The 20,221-nt window shown below is 70.6% G+C and carries 19 protein-coding genes; 14 read left to right on the forward strand and 5 right to left on the reverse strand.

Going from position 1 to position 20,221, the window contains the following annotated elements:
* Positions 1 to 320: 320 nt before the first annotated feature.
* Positions 321 to 644, reverse strand: coding sequence for an STAS domain-containing protein (locus ACGFZQ_RS09960; RefSeq protein WP_393839910.1), 324 nt, complete (start codon positions 642 to 644; stop codon positions 321 to 323).
* A gap of 89 nt (positions 645 to 733) precedes the next feature.
* Between ACGFZQ_RS09960 and ACGFZQ_RS09965 the strand changes: the two genes are divergently transcribed.
* The 9 genes from ACGFZQ_RS09965 to ACGFZQ_RS10005 all read left to right on the forward strand — a co-directional run bounded on the left by ACGFZQ_RS09965 (position 734) and on the right by ACGFZQ_RS10005 (position 7,503).
* Positions 734 to 895, forward strand: coding sequence for a hypothetical protein (locus ACGFZQ_RS09965; RefSeq protein ID WP_393839911.1), 162 nt, complete (start codon positions 734 to 736; stop codon positions 893 to 895).
* A gap of 32 nt (positions 896 to 927) precedes the next feature.
* Positions 928 to 2,247 carry a 4-carboxymuconolactone decarboxylase gene (pcaC, locus tag ACGFZQ_RS09970; RefSeq protein ID WP_393839912.1) on the forward strand — a complete coding sequence of 440 codons (1,320 nt, stop codon included), beginning with the start codon at positions 928 to 930 and terminating at the stop codon, positions 2,245 to 2,247.
* A 28-nt stretch (positions 2,248 to 2,275) separates the two neighbouring features.
* Positions 2,276 to 2,911, forward strand: a complete 636-nt coding sequence (locus ACGFZQ_RS09975) for an MBL fold metallo-hydrolase (RefSeq protein ID WP_393839913.1) — start codon at positions 2,276 to 2,278, stop codon at positions 2,909 to 2,911.
* 36 nt (positions 2,912 to 2,947) lie between these two features.
* Positions 2,948 to 3,727 (forward strand): exodeoxyribonuclease III, encoded by a 780-nt coding sequence (locus tag ACGFZQ_RS09980; RefSeq protein ID WP_393839914.1) that lies wholly within the window; start codon positions 2,948 to 2,950, stop codon positions 3,725 to 3,727.
* A gap of 16 nt (positions 3,728 to 3,743) precedes the next feature.
* Positions 3,744 to 4,151 carry a DUF6278 family protein gene (locus ACGFZQ_RS09985; protein WP_351730098.1) on the forward strand — a complete coding sequence of 136 codons (408 nt, stop codon included), beginning with the start codon at positions 3,744 to 3,746 and terminating at the stop codon, positions 4,149 to 4,151.
* 173 nt (positions 4,152 to 4,324) lie between these two features.
* Positions 4,325 to 5,068, forward strand: coding sequence for an amino acid ABC transporter ATP-binding protein (locus tag ACGFZQ_RS09990; protein WP_393839915.1), 744 nt, complete (start codon positions 4,325 to 4,327; stop codon positions 5,066 to 5,068).
* A 16-nt stretch (positions 5,069 to 5,084) separates the two neighbouring features.
* A complete protein-coding gene (locus ACGFZQ_RS09995) occupies positions 5,085 to 6,002 on the forward strand; it encodes a glutamate ABC transporter substrate-binding protein (RefSeq protein WP_393839916.1) in 918 nt (305 codons plus the stop codon).
* A gap of 11 nt (positions 6,003 to 6,013) precedes the next feature.
* The gene (locus tag ACGFZQ_RS10000; RefSeq protein WP_393839917.1) at positions 6,014 to 6,658 is read left to right on the forward strand and encodes an amino acid ABC transporter permease; all 645 of its coding nucleotides are present in this window, start codon (positions 6,014 to 6,016) and stop codon (positions 6,656 to 6,658) included.
* Positions 6,655 to 7,503: an amino acid ABC transporter permease gene (locus ACGFZQ_RS10005; RefSeq protein ID WP_351730109.1), complete on the forward strand. Its 849-nt coding sequence runs from the start codon at positions 6,655 to 6,657 to the stop codon at positions 7,501 to 7,503. The genes ACGFZQ_RS10000 and ACGFZQ_RS10005 overlap by 4 nt, the downstream gene beginning before the upstream one ends.
* Positions 7,504 to 7,546: 43 nt before the next feature.
* Here ACGFZQ_RS10005 and ACGFZQ_RS10010 read toward each other — a convergent pair whose 3' ends face one another.
* On the reverse strand, positions 7,547 to 9,151 hold the full coding sequence (locus ACGFZQ_RS10010; RefSeq protein ID WP_393839918.1) for a CocE/NonD family hydrolase: 1,605 nt from the start codon (positions 9,149 to 9,151) through the stop codon (positions 7,547 to 7,549).
* Between the two features lie 116 nt (positions 9,152 to 9,267).
* A complete protein-coding gene (locus ACGFZQ_RS10015) occupies positions 9,268 to 10,032 on the reverse strand; it encodes a hypothetical protein (protein WP_382546680.1) in 765 nt (254 codons plus the stop codon).
* A 143-nt stretch (positions 10,033 to 10,175) separates the two neighbouring features.
* Here ACGFZQ_RS10015 and ggt point away from each other — a divergent pair, with 143 nt between their 5' ends.
* Positions 10,176 to 11,969, forward strand: a complete 1,794-nt coding sequence (gene ggt / locus ACGFZQ_RS10020) for a gamma-glutamyltransferase (RefSeq protein WP_393839919.1) — start codon at positions 10,176 to 10,178, stop codon at positions 11,967 to 11,969.
* Positions 11,970 to 12,044: 75 nt separating this feature from the next.
* On the opposite strand, the gene ACGFZQ_RS10025 is transcribed toward ggt, so the two are convergent.
* Both ACGFZQ_RS10025 and map read right to left on the reverse strand, forming a co-directional pair.
* Positions 12,045 to 14,591, reverse strand: a complete 2,547-nt coding sequence (locus ACGFZQ_RS10025) for an ATP-dependent Clp protease ATP-binding subunit (RefSeq protein ID WP_393839920.1) — start codon at positions 14,589 to 14,591, stop codon at positions 12,045 to 12,047.
* 643 nt (positions 14,592 to 15,234) lie between these two features.
* Positions 15,235 to 16,014 carry a type I methionyl aminopeptidase gene (map, locus tag ACGFZQ_RS10030; protein ID WP_351730124.1) on the reverse strand — a complete coding sequence of 260 codons (780 nt, stop codon included), beginning with the start codon at positions 16,012 to 16,014 and terminating at the stop codon, positions 15,235 to 15,237.
* Positions 16,015 to 16,071: 57 nt separating this feature from the next.
* Between map and ACGFZQ_RS10035 the strand changes: the two genes are divergently transcribed.
* From ACGFZQ_RS10035 to ACGFZQ_RS10050, 4 genes are all read left to right on the forward strand, one after another.
* Positions 16,072 to 16,323, forward strand: coding sequence for a helix-turn-helix transcriptional regulator (locus ACGFZQ_RS10035; RefSeq protein WP_351730127.1), 252 nt, complete (start codon positions 16,072 to 16,074; stop codon positions 16,321 to 16,323).
* A gap of 126 nt (positions 16,324 to 16,449) precedes the next feature.
* On the forward strand, positions 16,450 to 17,865 hold the full coding sequence (locus ACGFZQ_RS10040) for a hypothetical protein (RefSeq protein ID WP_393839921.1): 1,416 nt from the start codon (positions 16,450 to 16,452) through the stop codon (positions 17,863 to 17,865).
* A 137-nt stretch (positions 17,866 to 18,002) separates the two neighbouring features.
* On the forward strand, positions 18,003 to 18,845 hold the full coding sequence (locus tag ACGFZQ_RS10045; RefSeq protein WP_382545007.1) for a nitrilase-related carbon-nitrogen hydrolase: 843 nt from the start codon (positions 18,003 to 18,005) through the stop codon (positions 18,843 to 18,845).
* Positions 18,842 to 20,128 carry an aspartate aminotransferase family protein gene (locus ACGFZQ_RS10050; RefSeq protein ID WP_351730136.1) on the forward strand — a complete coding sequence of 429 codons (1,287 nt, stop codon included), beginning with the start codon at positions 18,842 to 18,844 and terminating at the stop codon, positions 20,126 to 20,128. The genes ACGFZQ_RS10045 and ACGFZQ_RS10050 overlap by 4 nt, the downstream gene beginning before the upstream one ends.
* Positions 20,129 to 20,221 lie beyond the last annotated feature (93 nt).

The raw sequence follows: 20,221 nt of genomic DNA on the forward strand, positions 1-20,221 counted from the left end.
AAGCACCGTCGAGGTCCTGGTGTGCAGGGAATCCAACATCTTCAGCTGCTGTTCCGCCCCTCTCCAGCAACCGTTGCAGCCAATCGGGGTCCAGGCGCGGCTCGTTCGCCGAGGCACGAGAGCAGGGCGGGCAGCCGCGGCCGTACCTCAATTTCAGCGACCACGGACTGCGCAGGTCACGCACTCGGTCACATGAACATGGAGATTCCGGAGCATATATACCTGGTGGCGCGCGTGAGTGGGGCGCGGCGATGCGGCAGCGACGAGCCTGTCGCCGCGTGTGCGTGGGGTTTGCGGCCACTGCCGCCCGGCTCCGTCCTTCAGGCCGTGAGGGCTTCGCGGAGGCTGGTGCGGCAGGGAATGACAGCATCGACGCCGACGATCTGCAGGGTGCGCAGCACGGAGTCCGGTACGCCGGCCAGATGCAGCCAGCCGTCCGCGGCGGCGGTGAGGTCTCGGTGGGCGGTGAGCAGGACGTTTATGCCGCTGGAGTCCGTGAAAGTCACCTGCCGCACGTCGACGACCACGCGGGGCCGGTCGCCGGCTTTGCCAAGGTCCAGAGCCTGGACGAGAGGGCCGGCACTGGCGTGGTCGATCTCGCCGGTCACGGTCACCACGGTGATGCCTTCGGTGGCGGTGGACACGACCTGTCGAGCGCTCCTCAGGACGCCGGCAGTTCCGTCGCCTCAACCGCGGCGGCGACCGGCAGGCCAACGCCGCGCTCCACCGCATCGTGTTCACCCGCCTGCGGGTCGACCCGCGCACCCAGGACTACCACGAGCGCCGGATCAAGGAGGGCAAGACCCGGCGCGAAATCGTGCGTTGCCTCCAACGCTACGCGGCCCGGGAGGTCTTCCACCTGGTCCGACAGCTACAGCCAGCACCCCGCTCATAGGGGGTGTCGTGACAGATGAGAGGGTCAGGCGGGTGAGTGAGACACCGACGAACACCCTGCAATACCGCTTTGACGGCCCAGAAGACGCCCCGGTCCTGATCCTCGGTCCCTCACTGGGTACCACCTGGCACATGTGGGACCGGCAGGTCCCGGAGCTGACCCAGCAGTGGCGGGTCTTCCGCTACGACCTGCCCGGGCACGGCGGCTCCCCGGCGCACCCGGCCGGTTCCGTCACCGAACTGACCGCCCGGCTGCTGGCCACGCTCGACTCCTTCGGCGTCCAGCGCTTCGGCTACGCCGGCTGCGCGCTCGGTGGTGCCGTCGGCATCGAGCTGGCCCTGCGGCACCCGGAGCGGATCGCCTCGCTCGCGCTGGTCGCCGCCTCACCCCGGTTCGGGACGGCGGACGAGTTCCGGCAGCGCGGGGTGATCGTGCGGACGAACGGCCTCGACCCGATCGCCCGGACCTCGCCGGAGCGCTGGTTCACCGGCGGGTTCGCCGCCGCGCAGCCCGCGATCACCGAGTGGGCCGTCCAGATGGTGCGCACCACCGACCCCGGCTGCTACATCGCCGCCTGCGAGGCCCTGGCGGGCTTCGACGTACGGCACGAACTCGCCCGGATCGGCGTGCCCACGCTCGTCCTGGTCGGCTCGGACGACCAGGTCACCGGGCCCGCCGAGGCCCGCACCCTGGTCGCCGGGATCCCGGACGCCCGGCTCGCCGTGGTACCCGGCGCCTCCCATCTGGTCCCGGTCGAGCAGCCCGCCGCCGTCACCGACCTGCTGGTGCGGCACTTCTCCACCGCCTGGCAGCCCGCCTACGACTCGACCACCGGCCAGATGGCCATCCCGGCGGCCCCGCCGAAACCGGTCCTGCCCGCCGCACCGCAGGTGGTGCCCCAGGTCGCTCCGCAGGTCACGCCCATCGCCGAGATCGCCCCGGCCGCCGCGGTGCCCCAGCCGCTCGGGCGGCCCGATCCCTACGACGCGGGCCTGAAGGTCCGCCGGGAGGTGCTCGGGGACGCGCATGTGGACCGGGCGCTGGCGCAGGCCGACGAGTTCTCCGGGGACTTCCAGGAGTTCATCACCCGCTACGCGTGGGGCGAGATCTGGGACCGGCCCGGACTCGACCGGCGCTCGCGCAGCTGTGTCACGCTCACCGCGCTGGTCGCGGGCGGCCACCTGGAGGAGCTGGGCTTCCACGTCCGCGCGGCCCTGCGCAACGGCCTCACCCCGGACGAGATCAAGGAAGTCCTGCTCCAGGCGGCGGTGTACTGCGGGGTACCGGCGGCGAACAGCGCGTTCCGGGTCGCCCAGCAGATCATCCGCGAGGAGACCACTCCCGAGGACTGACGGACCGCCCGGGGGCAGGATGGTGACCATGAAGCTCACCAAGAAGTCCCACGCGTGCGTGCGCCTGGAGAAGGATGGGCGCACGCTCGTCCTCGACCCCGGAGGTTTCAGCGAGGAGGACGCGGCCGTCGGCGCGGACGCGATCCTGGTCACGCACGAGCACCCCGACCACTTCGACGAGGGCCGGCTGCGGGCCGCGCTGGACGCCGACCCGGCCGCCGAGATCTGGACCCTGAAGTCCGTCGCCGACCAGCTCGCGGCGGCCTTCCCGGGCCGGGTGCACACCGTCGGCCACGGCGACACCTTCACCGCCGCCGGCTTCGACGTCCAGGTGCACGGCGAACTGCACGCGGTGATCCACCCCGACATCCCGCGCATCACCAACGTCGGCTTCCTCGTCGACGGCGGCAAGGTCTTCCACCCCGGCGACGCCCTCACCGTCCCCGACCACCCCGTCGAGACGCTGATGCTCCCGGTGATGGCCCCCTGGAACAAGATCTCCGAGGTCATCGACTACGTCCGCGAGGTGAAGCCGCGGCGCGCCTACGACATCCACGACGCCCTGCTCACCGATCTGGCCCGGCCGATCTACGACCGTCAGATCGGCGCCCTGGGCGGCGCGGACCACCAGCGGCTGGCCCCGGGGGCCTCGGCGGACGTCTGAGGCGCGTTGTCAGAGGGGCCCGGTAGGTTGTCAGGCATGCGCATCGCGACCTGGAACGTGAACTCGATCACCGCCCGCCTGCCGAGGCTCCTCGCCTGGCTGGAGAGCAGCGGCACCGACGTGCTCTGCCTCCAGGAGGCCAAGGTCGGCGAGGCGCAGTTCCCGACCGGGCAACTGCGCGAGCTGGGCTACGAGGCGGCGGTCCACGCCACCGGCCGGTGGAACGGCGTGGCGGTGCTGTCCAAGGTCGGCCTGGCGGACGTCGTCAAGGGCCTGCCCGGCGACCCCGGCTACGACGGGAGCGTGGAGCCGCGCGCGATCTCGGCGACCTGCGGCCCGGTCCGGGTGTGGTCGGTGTACGTGCCCAACGGCCGCGAGGTGGACCACCCGCACTACGCCTACAAGCTCCAGTGGTTCGAGGCCCTCAAGGCGGCCGTGGCCGGGGACGCGGGCGGCAGCCGCCCCTTCGCGGTCCTCGGCGACTACAACGTGGCGCCGACGGACGACGACGTCTTCGACACGGCCGCCTTCGAGGGCCTCACCCATGTCACCCCGGCCGAACGCGCCGCTCTGACCTCGCTGCGCGAGACCGGTCTGTCCGACGTGGTCCCGCGCCCCCTGAAGTACGACCACCCGTACACCTACTGGGACTACCGCCAGCTGGCCTTCCCCAAGAACCGCGGCATGCGCATCGACCTGGTGTACGGCAACGAACCCTTTGCCAAGGCTGTGCAGGACTCCTACGTCGACCGCGAGGAGCGCAAGGGAAAGGGCGCTTCCGATCACGCTCCGGTGGTGGTGGACCTGGAGGTGTAAGTGTCAACCTGGGTCCATGAACATCCCCTTTCTGGGCAACAGGCACGCCAAGACCGGTGACGTGCCCCTGACCGCCGACCCCGATCTGCTCGCCGAGTGCGAGCTGCTGCGTGCCCAGGCGGCCGAGGAGGGTGTCACGCTCGACGACACCCCGGCCTCACTGGAGGCCCTCGACCAGCTGGTCCCGCGCTGGCGGGACGACGAGGAGACCCTGACGTGGCTGGGCACCGACGCCGGCCTGTATCTGGGCACCGTCCTGACCCGGACCGTGCCCGGCGCGGAATGGGAGATCCGTGCGGACGGGGAGCCGGTCGTACGGCTGGAGTCCGGGCGGGAGTTCGAGGTGGTCGAGTCCGGCCACGACTGGGCCGAGAGCGGGGTCCCCGAGCTCTCCCAGCTCTACGCGGAGGTCGCCGAGGCCTGACCGGCGGCCATGCGAACGGCGATGGCTACAGCGATCACTACAACGATCGTTACAGCGACAAAGACGGCTTAAATACGGCTAATACCCGAAAAGTGCGTGTCGTGCCTCAAGTCCACTCGCGGCTGGATAGTTTGCGGCAACCACGACACAGCTGAGAGTGGGTAGGGCTGCGGATGGCCGTCGATCCTCTGATCGAGCTGCGGGACGTCAACAAGTACTACGGCGAGCTCCATGTCCTGCGGGACGTCGATCTCACCGTCGGCAAGGGGGAGGTGGTCGTCGTCATCGGCCCCTCGGGGTCGGGCAAGTCGACGTTGTGCCGCACGATCAACCGCCTGGAGACCATCCAGTCCGGGACGATCACGCTCGACGGGCAGCCGCTCCCCGAGGAGGGCAGGGCCCTCGCGAGGCTCCGTGCCGAGGTCGGCATGGTCTTCCAGTCCTTCAACCTGTTCGCCCACAAGACGGTCCTGCAGAACGTCTCCCTCGCCCAGGTCAAGGTCCGCGGGCGCAGGAGGGCGCAGGCCGACCGGCGCTCGCACGAACTCCTCGACCGCGTGGGCCTGTCGGCGCAGGCCGGCAAACTCCCCGCACAGCTCTCCGGCGGCCAGCAGCAGAGGGTGGCCATCGCCCGCGCCCTCGCCATGGAACCCAAGGCCCTCCTCTTCGACGAGCCCACCTCGGCCCTCGACCCCGAGATGATCAACGAGGTCCTCGAAGTCATACGGCAGCTCGCCCGGGACGGCATGACCATGGTCGTCGTCACCCACGAGATGGGCTTCGCCCGCTCCGCCGCCCACCGCGTGGCGTTCATGGCCGACGGCCGGATCGTCGAGGACCGCGCCCCGGAGGAGTTCTTCACCGCCCCGCGCAGCGAGCGCGCCAAGGACTTCCTGTCCAAGATCCTCAAGCACTGAGCGGGGAGCACCACCCATGGCCCGTACCGCCCGTGTGCCCACCGCCGTGGCCCTGCTCACCGTCCTGCTCGCCACCGCCGGTGGCTGCGGCAAGGAGGGCAGCCCGCCGAAGAAGGGGCCGGCGGCCGAGGCACTGCCCGACTACCAGGTGGCGCAGGACTTCCGGCTGCCCGATTCCCCGACCTGGACCCGGGCGAAGAAGCGCGGCCACTTCACCGTCGGCGTCAAGGAGGACCAGCCCTACCTCGGCGAGAGGGACCCGGCCGCCGGCGTCTACTCGGGCTTCGACATCGAGATCGCCAGGATGATGTCCGCCTCCCTCGGCCTCGCCCCGGAGACCATCCGCTTCCGGACCATCGCCTCCGCCAACCGCGAGACCGCCCTGCAGAACGGCCAGATCGACTTCTACGTCGGCACCTACACCATCAACGACAATCGCAGGAAGCTGGTCGGCTTCGCGGGGCCCTACTACCTGGCCGGCCAGTCCCTGCTGGTGCGCCACGACGAGAACGACATCCACGGCCCGCAGGACCTGGCCGGCAAGCGCGTCTGCTCGGCCGCCGGTTCGACGCCGTACCAGCGGATCAAGGCCGAGTTCCCGAAGGCGGTCCTGGTCGCCTACGACACCTACTCCGTGTGCGTCGACAACCTGCTCACCTACCAGGTCGACGCCGTCACCACCGACGACGCCATCCTCATCGGCTACGCGGCGAAGGCCCCCGGCGAACTCAAGGTCGTCGGCAAGCCCTTCTCCGAGGAGCCGTACGGCATCGGCGTCCCACGTGGCGACACCGCCCTGCGCTTCGCGATGGACGACGCATTGGAGGCCCGTGAGAAGAACGGCGACTGGAAGAAGGCGTACGACGCGACGCTCGGCCTGTCCGGCGTCCCCGCCCCGAAACCGCCCCCGATCGACCGCTATCCCGCGAGCTGAGCGAGGACGGCATGAACGTACTGACAGACAACTTCCGCACGTACGCCCAGGGCTTCCTCGGCACCCTCGAACTGACCGTCTACGCCTCGGTCCTCGCCCTGGTCCTGGGCTTCCTCATGGCGTCCTTCCGGGTCGCCCCCGTCGGCTCGCTGCGGATCCTCGGCACGGCCTGGGTCACCGTGCTCCGCAACACCCCGCTCACCCTGCTCTTCTTCGCGGTGCTGCTGGGCCTGCCCCGGTTCGGACTCGTACTGCCCTTCCAGGTGTTCGCGGTCCTCGCGCTCGGCTGCTACACCTCGGCGTTCATCTGCGAGGCACTGCGCGCCGGCATCAACACCGTGCCCAAGGGGCAGGGCGAGGCGGCCCGCAGCCTCGGCATGACCTTCGGGCAGACCCTCGGCCTGGTGATCCTGCCCCAGGCGTTCCGGTCGGTCATCCCGCCGGTCGGCTCCACCCTCATCGCGCTCGCCAAGAACTCCGCGATCGCGGGCGCGTTCAGCGTCACCGAACTCCTCGGCACCTACAAGACCTTGAGCGAACTCGGCTACAACATCGTCTGGACGTTCGTCTGGATCGCCGTCGGCTACCTCGTCATCACCCTGGCCATCAGCGCCCTGTTCAACCTGCTGGAGCGGACATGGGGAGTCGCCCGATGACCGAGGCCACCGCGCTCTACGACGTTCCGGGTCCCGTCACCAGACGACGGCACACGGTGTACGGCATCCTGTCGACCCTCGTCATCCTCGGCCTGGTCGCCTGGATCCTCTATCTCCTCTTCGACACCGGACAGTTCACGCATACGAAGTGGATGCCCTTCGCGTACAAGGGCATCCAGGAGCTCCTGCTGCGAGGCCTCGGCAACACGCTCGCGGCCTTCGCGACGGCCGCCGTCCTCTCCCTCGCGCTGGGCGGTCTGCTGGCCACCGGACGGCTCTCCGACCACCGTCCGGTGCGCTGGCTGGCCACCGTCGTCGTGGAGTTCTTCCGCGCCATGCCCGTACTGGTGATGATCTTCTTCATCTTCGTGGCGCTGAAGGTCCAGCCGCTGCCCGCCCTGGTCGCCGGACTCACCCTGTACAACGGCTCGGTGCTCGCCGAGGTGTTCCGCTCCGGGGTGAACAGCGTCGAACGCGGTCAGCGGGAGGCCGCGTTCGCGCTCGGCATGCGCAAGACCCAGGTCATGTCGTACGTCCTGGTGCCACAGGCCGTACGGGCCATGCTGCCCGCCATCATCAGCCAGCTCGTGGTGGCCCTCAAGGACACCTCGCTGGGCTATCTCATCACCTACGAGGAGTTCCTCCATGCCGGGAAACTGATCGCATCCAACCTCGACTACGATTTGCCCTTCATCCCTGTGGTGATGGTGATCTCGCCGATCTACATCGGGATGTGCATGTTGCTCTCGTGGTTCGCCGGCTGGGTGGCCAGACGGGAGCGGCGCAGTCCCAAGACCGAGGCCGTCGAGGTGGCCCCGGCCGAACCAGGGACGCTGCTGCCGTAGGGGGCGGCAGCCAGGGCCAGGCCCGGCCGGCGGCAGCCGGAGATCACTGCTCGCGCAGCGGAACGGACACGTACGACGGGTCGTCCACCGGCGAGGAGAAGGTCAGCTGCGCGCCGGACGGGTTGTGCTCGATGTAGAGCGGGTCCACCGTGTCGACCACCAGCGCGAGCCGGTGCCCGGCCGGCACGTCGTAAGCCGTGGAGAACAGGTCCAGGTCCACGTCGAACGCCTTGCCGGGGGTGCGGTCGTACCAGGTGTACGGCGCGTTGGTGACCAGCTTGCCGAGGCCGAGCGGGCCCACGTCGTACAGGTAGGCGACGAGGGTGCCGCTCTCCTTGGTCGGGGTGAGGGTCGTGTGCAGCCGTGCCGTGCCGCGTACCCGCTGGGTGCCGCCGTACCGCTCGGACTGCCAGACGGCGGCCCAGCGGCGGGGCAGCAGCGGGATCGAGGCGACCGGCGGCAGCTGGGCGATCTGGTCGAGGAGGCCGGAGAGGAGGACCACCCCGCCGTCCGCGCCCGAGTCGACGTTCGCGTGGATCGTGGTCGAGCCGGCGAGGGCGAACTTCTCGCGGGTGGCGCCCACCGACTTCCAGTCCGGGTAACCCTCGTAGCCGCCGTCGGTACGGGACTTGAGCTGGACCGGCTGCTCGCGGTCGATGCCGTTGTCCGCGCCCTTGAGGTAGCGGTCGAACCAGCGCTCGGTGTCGGTCCACACGTCGTTGGGCAGCCCCAGCAGGCCGGTCAGCTCGGCGGTGGCGTGGTCGCCGGGGCGCAGCTCCAGGCGCTTCGGGCCGGTCAGCTTCCCGTAGAAGTCGGCGTACTGGTTGGCCGGGAAGATGGAATCGCTCCAGGCGTTGGCCATGAAGACGGCCGCGCCGTTCTTGTTGAGCTGGTCGACATAGGTCGCGACGGAACGTTTCGCCCCCCAGGCGATCATGTCCTGTTCCCGGTCCAGGTTCGAGGCGTAGAAGTCCTTGAAGATCTGCCGGACTTCGGGGCTCTCGCGCCCGGTGAGGGTGGCCGAGCCGTCCAGGAGGGCGGCCGCCTCGACATGCTGGGTACGGCCCGAGTAGATCGAGTCGATCAGATCCGCCCAGCCGCTGAGCGCGCCGACCGCCTTGATCCGCTTGTCGTGCGCGGCGGCCAGCAGACTGATCCCGGCGCCGTAGGAGGCCCCCGCGATGCCGATGTGCCGGGGATCGGCGGTGGTGTTGGCGAGTGCCCAGTCGATGACCTTGGACGCGTCCGCCACGTCCGGCGGACCGGCCACTTCTATCCGCCCGCCGGACTGCCAGAACCCGCGCACGTTGTAACTGAGCACGATGTAGCCGGAGTCGGCGAGCTTCTGGGCCTGGGCCAGATACTCGACCTGGGGCAGCGACCAGCTCGTGGGCAGCACGATGAGGGGGTGGCGGTGCGTGGCGTCGGCGCCCGCGGGCGTGACGACGTTCGCCTTCAGGACGGTGCCGCCGTCGCCGGTGATGTCGACGAAGCGGACGGAGGCGGCGGCCTGTGCGGCCGGCGCCAGGCCGACCACGCCGGCGGCGATCAGGGCCGCCGAGACCGCCCCCGCGGCGGTCGTGCGCAGAGCGGCGGTGTGCCGGCCGGCGCTGGTGCGGCGGCCCGTTGTGGTGCGACCTCGTCCCATGGGTCACTCCTCACTCGTGTAAGTGCAAAGTGACCAGACGGTAACCGCGACCCCTTACTGTAAGTAACCCGTCGGTAAGTTACGTGCGGGTAACGATTGTTGAATGGTGCAGCTATTCAGGAGGAGCGGTGCGAGGAGCGTGCGGTCTCGGTCGTGGCGGGCGGCAGCGGCGCCTGGGCGGCGCGGGTGACGTCCGAGACGAGTTCGACCACGTCCGGGCCGTACGCCTGCGAGTTGACCACCTTGAGGAGCAGCACGAAGGTGCTGTTGCCGTGCTTGCGGGCGAGCCGCTCGTGGTTGCGGGCGAGGTAGCGGGTGGCCGCCTGGTTGGTGATCGCGCGCTGTCCGCAGAAGAGGAACACCGGGCGCGCGTCGGGGCGTTGGCCGGCCGTGAGGCGGGCGAGCAGGACGTACTCCGTGATGCCCGGATCCAGGCGGTAGCGCTCGGTGCCGATCTGGAAGGCGCCGCGGTCCGGGCCCGGTTCCGGGTCGATGTTGACCCGCACGCCCGGCAGCATCGCCGACATGTGGGCCAGCATGCGCCGGTTCGACCCGGGCCCGCCCACGCAGAACTCGGTGCGCTCGCCGAAGCCCTGCTGGACGTTGTCCTGGGTCACCATCTGGAGGTTGGCGCCGCAGTCCTTGATCAGCGCGGCCAGCTCCAGGAGCGCGAACACGTCGAGGCGGTGCACCGCCGGTTCGGAGGTGGCCGGATCGCGGTTGACGACCAGCAGAGACTCCGAGTTCTCCGGAAGGCCGAAAAAGGCCTGCTTGCGGCGCAGGCCGCGGCGCCACAGCGAGGTGCGGGCCAGCCAGCCGAGCGCCGCGCTGATGCCGGCGGCCACGACGCCAAGGATAATGTTGCGCAGGTCGTCATTCATGGGCGCGCATGGTAGCGGGCACAGGTGGCCGGAACGTACCCGTGTTCGAAGTGTGGCGGTCGTATGACAGTGCCCTGAATGTGGCTGTCGGGGCCGGGGCCCCGCCGATACGCTGCGCGGACGTTCCGGAACTGGAGGTGCGGATGCGTCGCCCTGTCGCGCGGAAACTGACCGTTCTGGCGGTCTCGGCCGCCGTGGTGTCGGTAGGGGCGGCGGCGCCTCCCGCCCCCGGTGGTGCGACCGTGGCGAAATCCCCGGTGGCCGTCGGCTACGGCGGTGCGGTCTCCAGCGTCGACGCGGACGCCACCGCCGCCGGTATCGAGGTGCTCCGCAAGGGCGGCAACGCGGTCGACGCGGCCGTGGCGACCGCCGCCGCGCTCGGGGTCACCGAGCCCTACTCCTCCGGCGTCGGCGGAGGCGGCTACTTCGTCTACTACAACGCCAAGTCCCGTACGGTGCAGACGATCGACGGCCGCGAGACGGCACCGCTGACCGCCGACTCCAACCTCTTCGTGGAGAACGGCAAGCCGCTCGCCTTCGCGGACGCCGTCAGCAGCGGGCTCGGCGTCGGCACGCCCGGGACGCCGGCCACCTGGCAGACGGCGCTGGACCGGTGGGGCAGCGAACGGCTGGGCACGGTGCTGAAACCGGCCGAGCGGATCGCCCGCAACGGGTTCGTCGTCGACGACACCTTCCGGTCGCAGACCGCGTCCAACGAGACCCGGTTCCGGTACTTCCCGGACACCGCGAAGCTGTTCCTGCCGGGCGGGCAGCTGCCGGTGGTGGGGTCGACCTTCAAGAACCCCGAACTGGCCCGGACCTACCAGGAGCTGGGGCGGAAGGGGATCGGGGCGATCTACCAGGGGGACCTCGGCAAGGACATCGTGTCGACGGTCAACAATCCGCCGGTGGACGCCGGTTCGGGGTGGAAGGCCCGGGCGGGCAAGCTGTCGGCGAAGGACCTGGCGGCCTACCGGGCCAAGGTGCAGGCGCCGACCGAGACGGCGTACCGCGGGCTGAAGGTGTACTCGATCGCGCCGTCCTCGTCCGGTGGGACCACCGTCGGGGAAGCCCTCAACATCCTTGAGAACACCGACCTCACGAAGGCCAGTGAGGTGCAGTACCTGCACCACTTCATCGAGGCGAGCCGGATCTCGTTCGCGGACCGGGGGAGGTGGGTCGGCGACCCCGCGTTCGAGGACGTGCCGACGAACGGGCTGCTGTCGCAGCGGTACGCCGACGAGCGGGCGAAGCTGATCAGCGACGACGCGGTGCTGACCAGCCCGGTCGCGCCCGGCGACCCCAACAACCCCGGGTCGACCGGGACGGCGGCGCCGACCACGTACGAGGGCGAGAACACGACGCACCTCACGGTCGCCGACAAGTGGGGGAACGTCGTCTCCTACACGCTGACCATCGAGCAGACCGGTGGCAGCGCGATCACCGTTCCCGGGCGGGGGTTCCTGCTCAACAACGAGCTGACCGACTTCTCGTTCACGCCGGCGAACCCCGCGGTGCACGACCCGAACCTGCCGGGGCCGGGGAAGCGGCCGCGGTCCTCCATCTCGCCGACGATCGTGCTCGACAAGTCCGACAAGCCTGTGGTGGCGGTCGGTTCGCCCGGTGGGGCGACCATCATCACCACCGTCCTCCAGGTGCTGACCGAGTTCCTGGACCGGCATCTGCCGTTGGTGGACGCGATCGCCGCGCCCCGGGCGTCGCAGCGGAACGCGGCGAAGACCGAGTTGGAGCCGGCGCTGTACAACGACCCTGCGGTGAGGGGGAAGTTGGAGGCCATCGGGCAGTCGTTCTCGTTGAATCCCGAGATCGGGGCGGCTACGGGTGTGCAGCGGTTGCCGGGTGGGAAGTGGCTGGCGGCGGCGGAGACGGTGCGGCGGGGTGGAGGGTCCGCGCAGGTGGTGGATCCGGCTCCGTAGTCGCGCGGGTGCGGCGGCGTGGGGGCTGGTCGCGCCCACGCGGCGGCAGCCGCAAATCGACACAGCCCCGCGCCCCTATCGGGGCGCCTTGTCGGTCCTGAACTCCAAGTTGCCGTCTCTCACGTCCACCGTCACCTCGCTGCCTTCCGCGACTGTGCCGTCCAGGAGTCGGCGTGACAGCTGGTTGTCCACTTCCCGCTGGATGGTCCGCCGTAGCGGCCGTGCGCCGTACTCCGGCCGGTAGCCGCGTTCTGCCAGCCACTCGACCGCCGCGTCCGTGAAGTGGGCCGTGATGCCCTGGGCGTGCAGCATGCGGCGGGTGTGTTCCAGGAGCAGCTCGGTGATCTGGTGCAGCTGGTCGCCGGTGAGCTGACGGAAGACCACGATCTCGTCGATGCGGTTCAGGAACTCCGGGCGGAAGTGGTCCCGGAGCGGGCGGAGGACCTGTTCACGGCGGGCCTCCTCCGTCGCCTCCTCCCCGCCGGGGCCGAAGCCGATGCCGGCGCCGCGCCTGGTGATCACGTCCGAGCCCAGGTTGCTCGTCATCACGATGACCGTGTTGGTGAAGTCCACCGTGCGGCCCTGGGAGTCGGTCAGGCGGCCGTCGTCCAGGACCTGGAGCAGGATGTTGAAGACGTCCGGGTGGGCCTTCTCCACCTCGTCTAGGAGGAGGAGCGAGTAGGGGTGGCGGCGGACGACCTCGGTGAGCTGCCCCGCCTCCTCGTGGCCGACATAGCCGGGCGGGGCGCCGACCAGGCGGGAGACGGTGTGGCGCTCCTGGTACTCGCTCATGTCCAGGCGCACCATCCGGTCCTCGCTGCCGAACAGGACCTCGGCGAGCGCGCGGGCCAGTTCGGTCTTGCCGACGCCGGTCGGGCCGAGGAAGAGGAAGCTGCCGATCGGGCGGTCCGGGCTGGCGAGCCCGGCGCGGGAGCGGAGCACCGCCTCGGAGACGGCCGCGACCGCCTCGTTCTGGCCGATGACCCGCTGGTGCAGATGCGCCTCCAGGCCGAGCAGCCGTTCCTTCTCCTCCTGGGTGAGGCTGCTGACCGGGATACCGGTCTGGCGGGACACCACCTCGGCGATCGCCTCGGCCGTCACCTCCAGGTTCAGCCCCTCGTCCACCTGGTCCTCACCGGAGAGTTCGGTGGAGCGCGTCTTCAACTCGCTGATGCGGTCGCGGAGCTGGGTCGCGCGTTCGTACTGTTCGTCGGCGACCGCCTGGTCCTTGTCGCACGTGAGCTGCTCGATCTCGCGTTCCATCGCGCGTACGTCGGTGCCCTTGGTGCGGGCGCCGAGGCGGACGCGGGCGCCGGCCTGGTCGATCAGGTCGATCGCCTTGTCCGGGAGCCTGCGGTCGGTGAGATAGCGGTCGGAGAGCTCCACGGCGGCGACCAGGGCCTCGTCGGTGTAGCGGACCTGGTGGTGGGCCTCGTAGCGGTCGCGCAGGCCGCGCAGGATCTCGATGGTGTCCGGGACCGTCGGCTCGGGCACCAGGATCGGCTGGAAGCGGCGGGCCAGCGCCGCGTCCTTCTCGATCTTGCGGAACTCCTCAAGGGTGGTCGCGCCCACAACATGCAATTCGCCCCGGGCCAGTGCGGGCTTGAGGATGTTGCCCGCGTCCATCGAGCCGCCCTCGCCGCCGCCTCCGGCGCCGACCACGGTGTGCAGTTCGTCGATGAAGACGACCAGCTGGTCGGAGTGGGCGCGGATCTCGTTCACGATGTTGGTCAGGCGCTCCTCGAAATCGCCCCGGAAGCGGGTGCCCGCGACCACGCCGGGCAGGTCCAGGGCGATCACCCGGCGCCCGGAGAGGATGTCCGGCACGTCGCCGTCGGCGATCCGCTGGGCCAGGCCCTCGACGATCGCGGTCTTGCCGACACCGGCGTCGCCGATCAGCACGGGATTGTTCTTGCCGCGCCGGGAGAGCACCTCGATGGTCTGCTCGATCTCGTCGTCGCGGCCGATGACCGGGTCGATCCGGCCCTCCCCGGCCAGCCCGGTCAGATCGCGGCCGTACTTGTCCAGCGTCGGCGTCGTGCTGCTACGCCGCCGGCTGTCCGTGCCGGTGAGGGGGCGTTCGGTCTCCGGGGCCTCCGGCGGCAGGCCGGCGGCGAACCGGGCCGCGTTCAGGATGTGACCGGCGGCCGAGTCCGGGTTCGCGGCGAGCGCGCCCAGCACGTGCTCGGGGCCGATGTATCCGGCGCCGCCGGCCCTGGCCAGGTCGTGTGCGTCCAGCAGGGCCCGCTTGACGGCCGGGGTCAGGGACAGCGAGGCCGGCGGGGGCGCCTCGCCCGGCGGGTGCTGGATCGGGCCGGCGCGGCCGTCGATCTCCGTCGCCAGCGAGTCGGGATTCGCGCCGAACCTGCTGAGCAGGGAGCGGGTCGGCTCCGCCGTCAGGGCCGCGCGCAGCAGATGCTCGGTGTCGAGGTCCCGGCTGCCGTGTTCGGCGGCGTACTGGGCGGCGCCCTTGACCAGCTCGCGGGCGGGCTGGCTGAGCAGTCTGCCGATGTCGATCTGACGGGGGCCCTGGCGATCCCCGCCGCCGCTGAAGAAGCGGGCGAGGAACTCTCCGAAGGGATCCTGTCCGAAGTCGCTCGGTCCGGGGTAACCGCTGCTCATGAGCGTTCGTTCCGTTCCGGCGTCCCAGCGCCTGGCGGGACGCGCTCGCTGGTCGACGTGCCGGTCCACGCGGGTGCCCCCTGCAGGGCCCGGTCACACCACCTTCGCACGCCCGCCCGAGGGGGGCATGTCCAGCACTTCGGGCCCGGGTGGCCGTTGCGCGCGGGGCGGCACCCCGCGAAGGCACCCGGTCGCACTCCGTCCGGGCCGATCCCCAGGAAAACCGGAATTTCCGCGGTATTACATCCCGCGGATATCGTCCGACCTGCCACGGCGGTCCGGGAGTGAATTCTCTCGGAATGCCGGGAGCGGGCCGGGTGAAGGCGGGAACACCTTCGCCCGGCCCGCGCCGACGGGAGTTTTACGTCACGCGATCAGCGTCCGACGGGGCGCGGCCGGGGTGGGCGCTTCCCAAGCGGGGGCTGCGGCGGAGGCACCGGGCGCCGCCGCGGGGGCCGGGGGACCGGAACTCGCATGCGCACGTTTTCCATGAGAACTCCTTCGCTGATGTGGACGGCTGTTTATCCGTCCGTCACGGATATGTGTACGGGCGGACGGCTGCCATTGTTCAGCGCTTCGGGAAATTCATTCGTGCGGCACCGGACCGCATATCGCGATAAGAAATTCACAGGACTGACCTGTGTCAGTTCTTTGAATTCCTTTCCGTGAGGATCCGCGGTCCCGCCTCCGTGATCGCCACCGTGTGCTCCACGTGCGCCGCGCGGGAGCCGTCGTTCGTGCGCAGGGTCCAGCCGTCGGGAGCCTCGTGGTAGCCGTCCCGGCCGCTGCCGATCAGCATGGGCTCGATCGCGAGGGCCATGCCGTGCCGGAGCGGGAGACCGCGGCCGGGGCGGCCCTCGTTCGGCACCTCCGGGTCCTCGTGCATGCGACGGCCCACGCCGTGCCCGCCGAAGCCCTGCGGGATGCCGTAGCCGGCCTCCCGGCACACGCTGCCGACGGCGTGCGCGATGTCGCCGATGCGGTTGCCGACGACCGCCGCCGCGATGCCCGCCGCCAGGGCCCGCTCGGCCGTCTCGATGAGCCGTACGTCCGCCGGTCGCGGCCTGCCGACCGTGAAGCTGATCGCCGAGTCGCCGACCCAGCCGTCGAGTTCGGCGCCGCAGTCGATGGAGACCAGGTCGCCGTCGCGCAGCCGGTAGGAGGTCGGGATGCCGTGCACGATCGCGTCGTTGACGGAGGCGCAGATGACGGCGGGGAACGGGGTGGCCGCGAAGGAGGGTCGGTAGCCGAGGAAGGGGGAGGAGGCCCCGGCCGCCCTCAGCACCTCCCGCGCCACCTCGTCCAGCTCAAGGAGGGAGACGCCGACGGCGGCGGCCTCCCGTACGGCCGTCAGGGCCTGTCCGAGGACCTGGCCGGCCCCGTACATCGCGTCGATCGATACGTCTGTCTTCAGTTCCACCATGCCAATTACTATACCGGCTTTCTAGACCGGCTAAGAATGACGGCTTAGAATGACGGCATGGTACGCACCCCCCTCACCCCGGAAGAGCGTGAACGCGGCGAGCGGCTCGGGCAGATGCTGCGCGAGGCGCGCGGCGGCCGGAGCATGACCGAGGTGGCGGCCGAGGCCGGTATCTCGGCCGAGACGCTCCGCAAGATCGAGACCGGCCGGGCGCCGACCCCGGCCTTCTTCACCGTCGCCGCGCTGGCCCGCGCGCTCGGCCTGTCGATGGACGAACTGGTGGCCCGCTGCGCCCTGGCCCCGGTGTGACGCGCGTCGGTCAAGATCCTGTAATGAGGGCTCTGCGCGCCCGCTGAAAACTCCCCGTAGCAGCCCCGTAACACAACTGGTGTTGCCTACGGAGCCGGAGTGTTCCGGTCGGGCGGGAGTCGAGCGATGACTGTGGATCAGCTCCCGGGCCGGGTACGGGAGTTCACGAACTACCTCAACGGCCTGCTGGCGCGCCTGGACCAGGGTGCCGGCTGGTGTGCGGTGTTCTGGCAGCGCGACCCCGACGGTATGCAGGCCTGCCTCGGCGGGCAGGAGGTCCCGCCCTGGGACGTCATGGCGGCGCTTCTCCAGGACCTCGCGACCGTCTACGGCCCCGAGGCCGCCGCCCGTGCGGCCGGGCAGGCCCGGCAGCTGCACGCCGGCGCCCTCGCCGCGTACGACGCCCGGCCGGGCGCCCGGGAGGACCTGAGCGACCGGCTCGACGTCATGCTCCGCGAACAGCGCTACGCCGCCGAACGGCTGGCCCAGCTCGGCCGCGCGTACAGTTCCGCGCACTCCCGAGAGGAGGCCGAGTCCCTCGACATCGACCTCGCCTGGGCCCGCGACGACCATGAACGGGCCTCCGCCCGGTGTGCCGAACTCCGCTCCCGGATGGGGCGGCTGGAGCAGCAGGCCGAGCTGGGGCCGCCGTCCCCCGGCCCGGCCGCCGAACCGACCGCGGCCGCGCACGCGTCCGCGACCGGTGCGACGACGCGCGGCCGCTCGGGCGGGGTCACACCCGACGGCGGCGCGGCCCCACCGCCTCCCGCTCCGGAGGCGTCCGAAGCCCCGGCGTCCGCTCCCGCCCCCGCCAAGCAGCGCAAGCGGCGACGGGGCAGTGCCCGTTTCGCCGGGATGGCGGAGGACGAGGCCGCGCCCGCCGTCGTACCGCAGGCAGCGGAGGCGGCCGTACCCGCGGCCCCCGGTGGCCGTCGCACCCCGCGCGGGGCCCGGTTCGCCGGGGCCGCCGAGGCGCCGGCGCGGCCCGAGCCGGTGGTGGAACAGGCCGACGAGGAGGCGGGACAGGCCGTGGCAGGGGCCGTGGCGCGACTCGAACGGCTGCGTGCCGAGGGCCGTACCGGCGAGGCGCACGCGCTGCTGGCCGAGGCCGCGCAGTGGCCCGCCGCCCGGTTCCCCCTGCTCGCGGACGCCCTTCAGCGGGCCGGGCTCGGCGCCGACTGGGCCACGCTGCTGTGGGAGACGGCCTCGCTGCCGCCCGCCCGGCTGGTGGCGGCCGCCGACGCCCTGACCGCCGCGGGCCGGACCGCCGACGGCCGCCAGATCCTCCGGCAGGGCGTCGTCCGCCCCGCCACCGAGATCGGCGCGGCCGTTCTCGCCCTGGACTCGGCGGGCCGCCACCGCGAGGTCCGGGCCCTGCTGGACACCTACGTCCAGGTCCGCACCCCGGAGGAGGCGGCGCACAGCGCGGAACCCGACCCCCACCGGCTGGTTCCGCTGCTCCTCCGCTCGGCCCAGGCGATCTCGGACCAACGCCACTGGGACCTGCTGCACGCGCTCAGGGTGGCGGGCCTGACTTCCTGACGGACGTGCGCATCGGCCCGTGCATCCGCCAGCCAGGTTAGAAACGAGATCGACTCGGCGGCTTAACGACGATGGTCTTGGCAAGGACTCCGAGGAGGCCTACTTTCGACCCTCTACGGGCGTAGAAGGAGCAGCTCATGGCCAACGTCGTACGCGCCGCTCTGGTCCAGGCCACCTGGACCGGCGACACCGAGTCCATGGTGGCGAAACACGAGGTGTTCGCCCGCGAGGCGGCCCGCCAGGGTGCGAAGATCATCGGATTCCAGGAAGTCTTCAACGCCCCCTACTTCTGCCAGGTCCAGGAACCCGAGCACTACCGCTGGGCCGAGCCGGTCCCGGACGGCCCCACGGTCCGCCGTATGCAGGAGCTGGCCCGCGAGACCGGCATGGTCGTCGTCGTCCCGGTCTTCGAGGTCGAGCAGTCCGGGTTCTACTACAACACCGCCGTCGTGATCGACGCCGACGGCACCGTCCTCGGCAAGTACCGCAAGCACCACATCCCGCAGGTCAAGGGCTTCTGGGAGAAGTACTACTTCAAGCCCGGGAACGCCGGCTGGCCGGTCTTCGACACCGCCGTCGGCAAGATCGGCGTGTACATCTGCTACGACCGCCACTTCCCGGAGGGCTGGCGGCAACTCGGTCTCAACGGCGCCCAGTTGGTCTACAACCCGTCGGCGACCTCACGCGGCCTGTCGGCCTACCTCTGGCAGCTGGAGCAGCCCGCGGCGGCCGTCGCCAACGAGTACTTCATCGCCGCCATCAACCGGGTGGGCCAGGAGGAGTACGGCGACAACGACTTCTACGGCACGAGCTATTTCGTCGATCCACGTGGGCAGTTCGTGGGGGAGGTGGCGAGCGACAAGAGCGAGGAACTCGTCGTCCGTGACCTCGACTTCGACCTGATCGAAGAAGTACGGCAGCAGTGGGCCTTCTACCGCGACCGCCGTCCCGACGCCTACGAAGGGCTGGTACAGCCGTGAACAACGACCTCTTCGCCCGCCACCGCCAGGTCCTGCCCGACTGGCTGGCCCTCTACTACGACGAGCCGCTGGAGATCACGCACGGCGAGGGGCGGCACGTCTGGGACGCGGACGGCAACCGCTACCTCGACTTCTTCGGCGGCATCCTCACCACGATGACCGCTCACGCGCTCCCCGAGGTGACGAAGGCGGTGAGCGAGCAGGCCGGGCGGATCGTCCACTCCTCCACGCTCTACCTCAACCGCCCCATGGTCGAACTGGCCGAACGTGTCGCCCACTTGAGCGGCATCCCGGACGCCCGGGTCTTCTTCACCACCTCCGGCACCGAGGCCAACGACACCGCCCTGCTGCTCGCGACCACCTACCGGCGGACCAACACCATCCTGGCGATGCGCAACAGCTACCACGGCCGCTCCTTCAGCGCCGTCGGCATCACCGGCAACAAGGGCTGGTCCCCGACCTCCCTCTCGCCGCTCCAGACGCTGTACGTCCACGGTGGCGTCCGCACCCGCGGCCCGTACGCCGAGCTGAACGACCGTGACTTCATCGCGGCCTGCGTCGACGACCTGCGCGACCTCCTCGGCCACACCCGCCCGCCGGCCGCGCTGATCGCCGAGCCCATCCAGGGCGTCGGCGGCTTCACCTCCCCGCCCGACGGGCTGTACGCGGCCTTCCGCAAGGTCCTCCAGGAGCAGGGCATCCTCTGGATCGCCGACGAGGTGCAGACCGGCTGGGGCCGTACCGGCGAGCACTTCTGGGGCTGGCAGGCACACGGCCAGAGCGGCCCGCCGGACATCGTCACCTTCGCCAAGGGCATCGGCAACGGCATGTCCATCGGCGGGGTGATCGCCCGCTCCGAGATCATGAACTGCCTGGACTCCAACAGCATCTCGACGTTCGGCGGCACCCAGATCACCATGGCGGCGGGCCTCGCCAACCTGTCGTACCTCCTGGACCACGACCTCCAGGGCAACGCCCGCCGGGTGGGCGGCCTGCTCATCGAACGCCTCCGCGCCGTCGCCGCCCAGCTGCCCGGCGTACGGGAGGTCCGGGGCCGCGGCCTGATGATCGGCGTCGAACTGGTCAAGCCCGGCACGGACGAGGCCGACCCCAAGTCCGCGTCGACGGTCCTGGAAGCGGCACGCGAGGCCGGCCTCCTGATCGGCAAGGGCGGCGGCCACAACACGAGCGCGTTGCGTATTGCTCCGCCGTTGTCGCTGACGGTGGCGGAGGCGGAAGAGGGGGCAGCAATCCTGGAGCAGGCGCTGAGGAGCGCTTACTAGAGAGTGTGCACAAGGGGTCCCTTGTGCACGCCCCGCACTGGAGCGCCCCTTCAGGGGCGCGGGACTGTATCGATGTGCGGCTCCGCCGCGTGG

The organism is Streptomyces sp. NPDC048254, from assembly GCF_043201895.1.
Classification (GTDB): Bacteria; Actinomycetota; Actinomycetes; order Streptomycetales; family Streptomycetaceae; genus Streptomyces.

Bases quoted from the DNA above. Each gene is read 5' to 3' on its own strand.
- ACGFZQ_RS09975 (WP_393839913.1), top strand. From the start codon at position 2,276: ATGAAGCTCACCAAGAAGTCCCACGCGTGCGTGCGCCTGGAGAAGGAT.
- ACGFZQ_RS09980 (WP_393839914.1), top strand. From the start codon at position 2,948: ATGCGCATCGCGACCTGGAACGTGAACTCGATCACCGCCCGCCTGCCG.
- ACGFZQ_RS09985 (WP_351730098.1), top strand. From the start codon at position 3,744: ATGAACATCCCCTTTCTGGGCAACAGGCACGCCAAGACCGGTGACGTG.
- ACGFZQ_RS09990 (WP_393839915.1), top strand. From the start codon at position 4,325: ATGGCCGTCGATCCTCTGATCGAGCTGCGGGACGTCAACAAGTACTAC.
- ACGFZQ_RS09995 (WP_393839916.1), top strand. From the start codon at position 5,085: ATGGCCCGTACCGCCCGTGTGCCCACCGCCGTGGCCCTGCTCACCGTC.
- ACGFZQ_RS10000 (WP_393839917.1), top strand. From the start codon at position 6,014: ATGAACGTACTGACAGACAACTTCCGCACGTACGCCCAGGGCTTCCTC.
- ACGFZQ_RS10005 (WP_351730109.1), top strand. From the start codon at position 6,655: ATGACCGAGGCCACCGCGCTCTACGACGTTCCGGGTCCCGTCACCAGA.
- ACGFZQ_RS10010 (WP_393839918.1), bottom strand. From the start codon at position 9,151: ATGGGACGAGGTCGCACCACAACGGGCCGCCGCACCAGCGCCGGCCGG.
- ACGFZQ_RS10015 (WP_382546680.1), bottom strand. From the start codon at position 10,032: ATGAATGACGACCTGCGCAACATTATCCTTGGCGTCGTGGCCGCCGGC.
- ggt (WP_393839919.1), top strand. From the start codon at position 10,176: ATGCGTCGCCCTGTCGCGCGGAAACTGACCGTTCTGGCGGTCTCGGCC.
- ACGFZQ_RS10025 (WP_393839920.1), bottom strand. From the start codon at position 14,591: ATGAGCAGCGGTTACCCCGGACCGAGCGACTTCGGACAGGATCCCTTC.
- map (WP_351730124.1), bottom strand. From the start codon at position 16,014: ATGGTGGAACTGAAGACAGACGTATCGATCGACGCGATGTACGGGGCC.
- ACGFZQ_RS10035 (WP_351730127.1), top strand. From the start codon at position 16,072: ATGGTACGCACCCCCCTCACCCCGGAAGAGCGTGAACGCGGCGAGCGG.
- ACGFZQ_RS10040 (WP_393839921.1), top strand. From the start codon at position 16,450: ATGACTGTGGATCAGCTCCCGGGCCGGGTACGGGAGTTCACGAACTAC.
- ACGFZQ_RS10045 (WP_382545007.1), top strand. From the start codon at position 18,003: ATGGCCAACGTCGTACGCGCCGCTCTGGTCCAGGCCACCTGGACCGGC.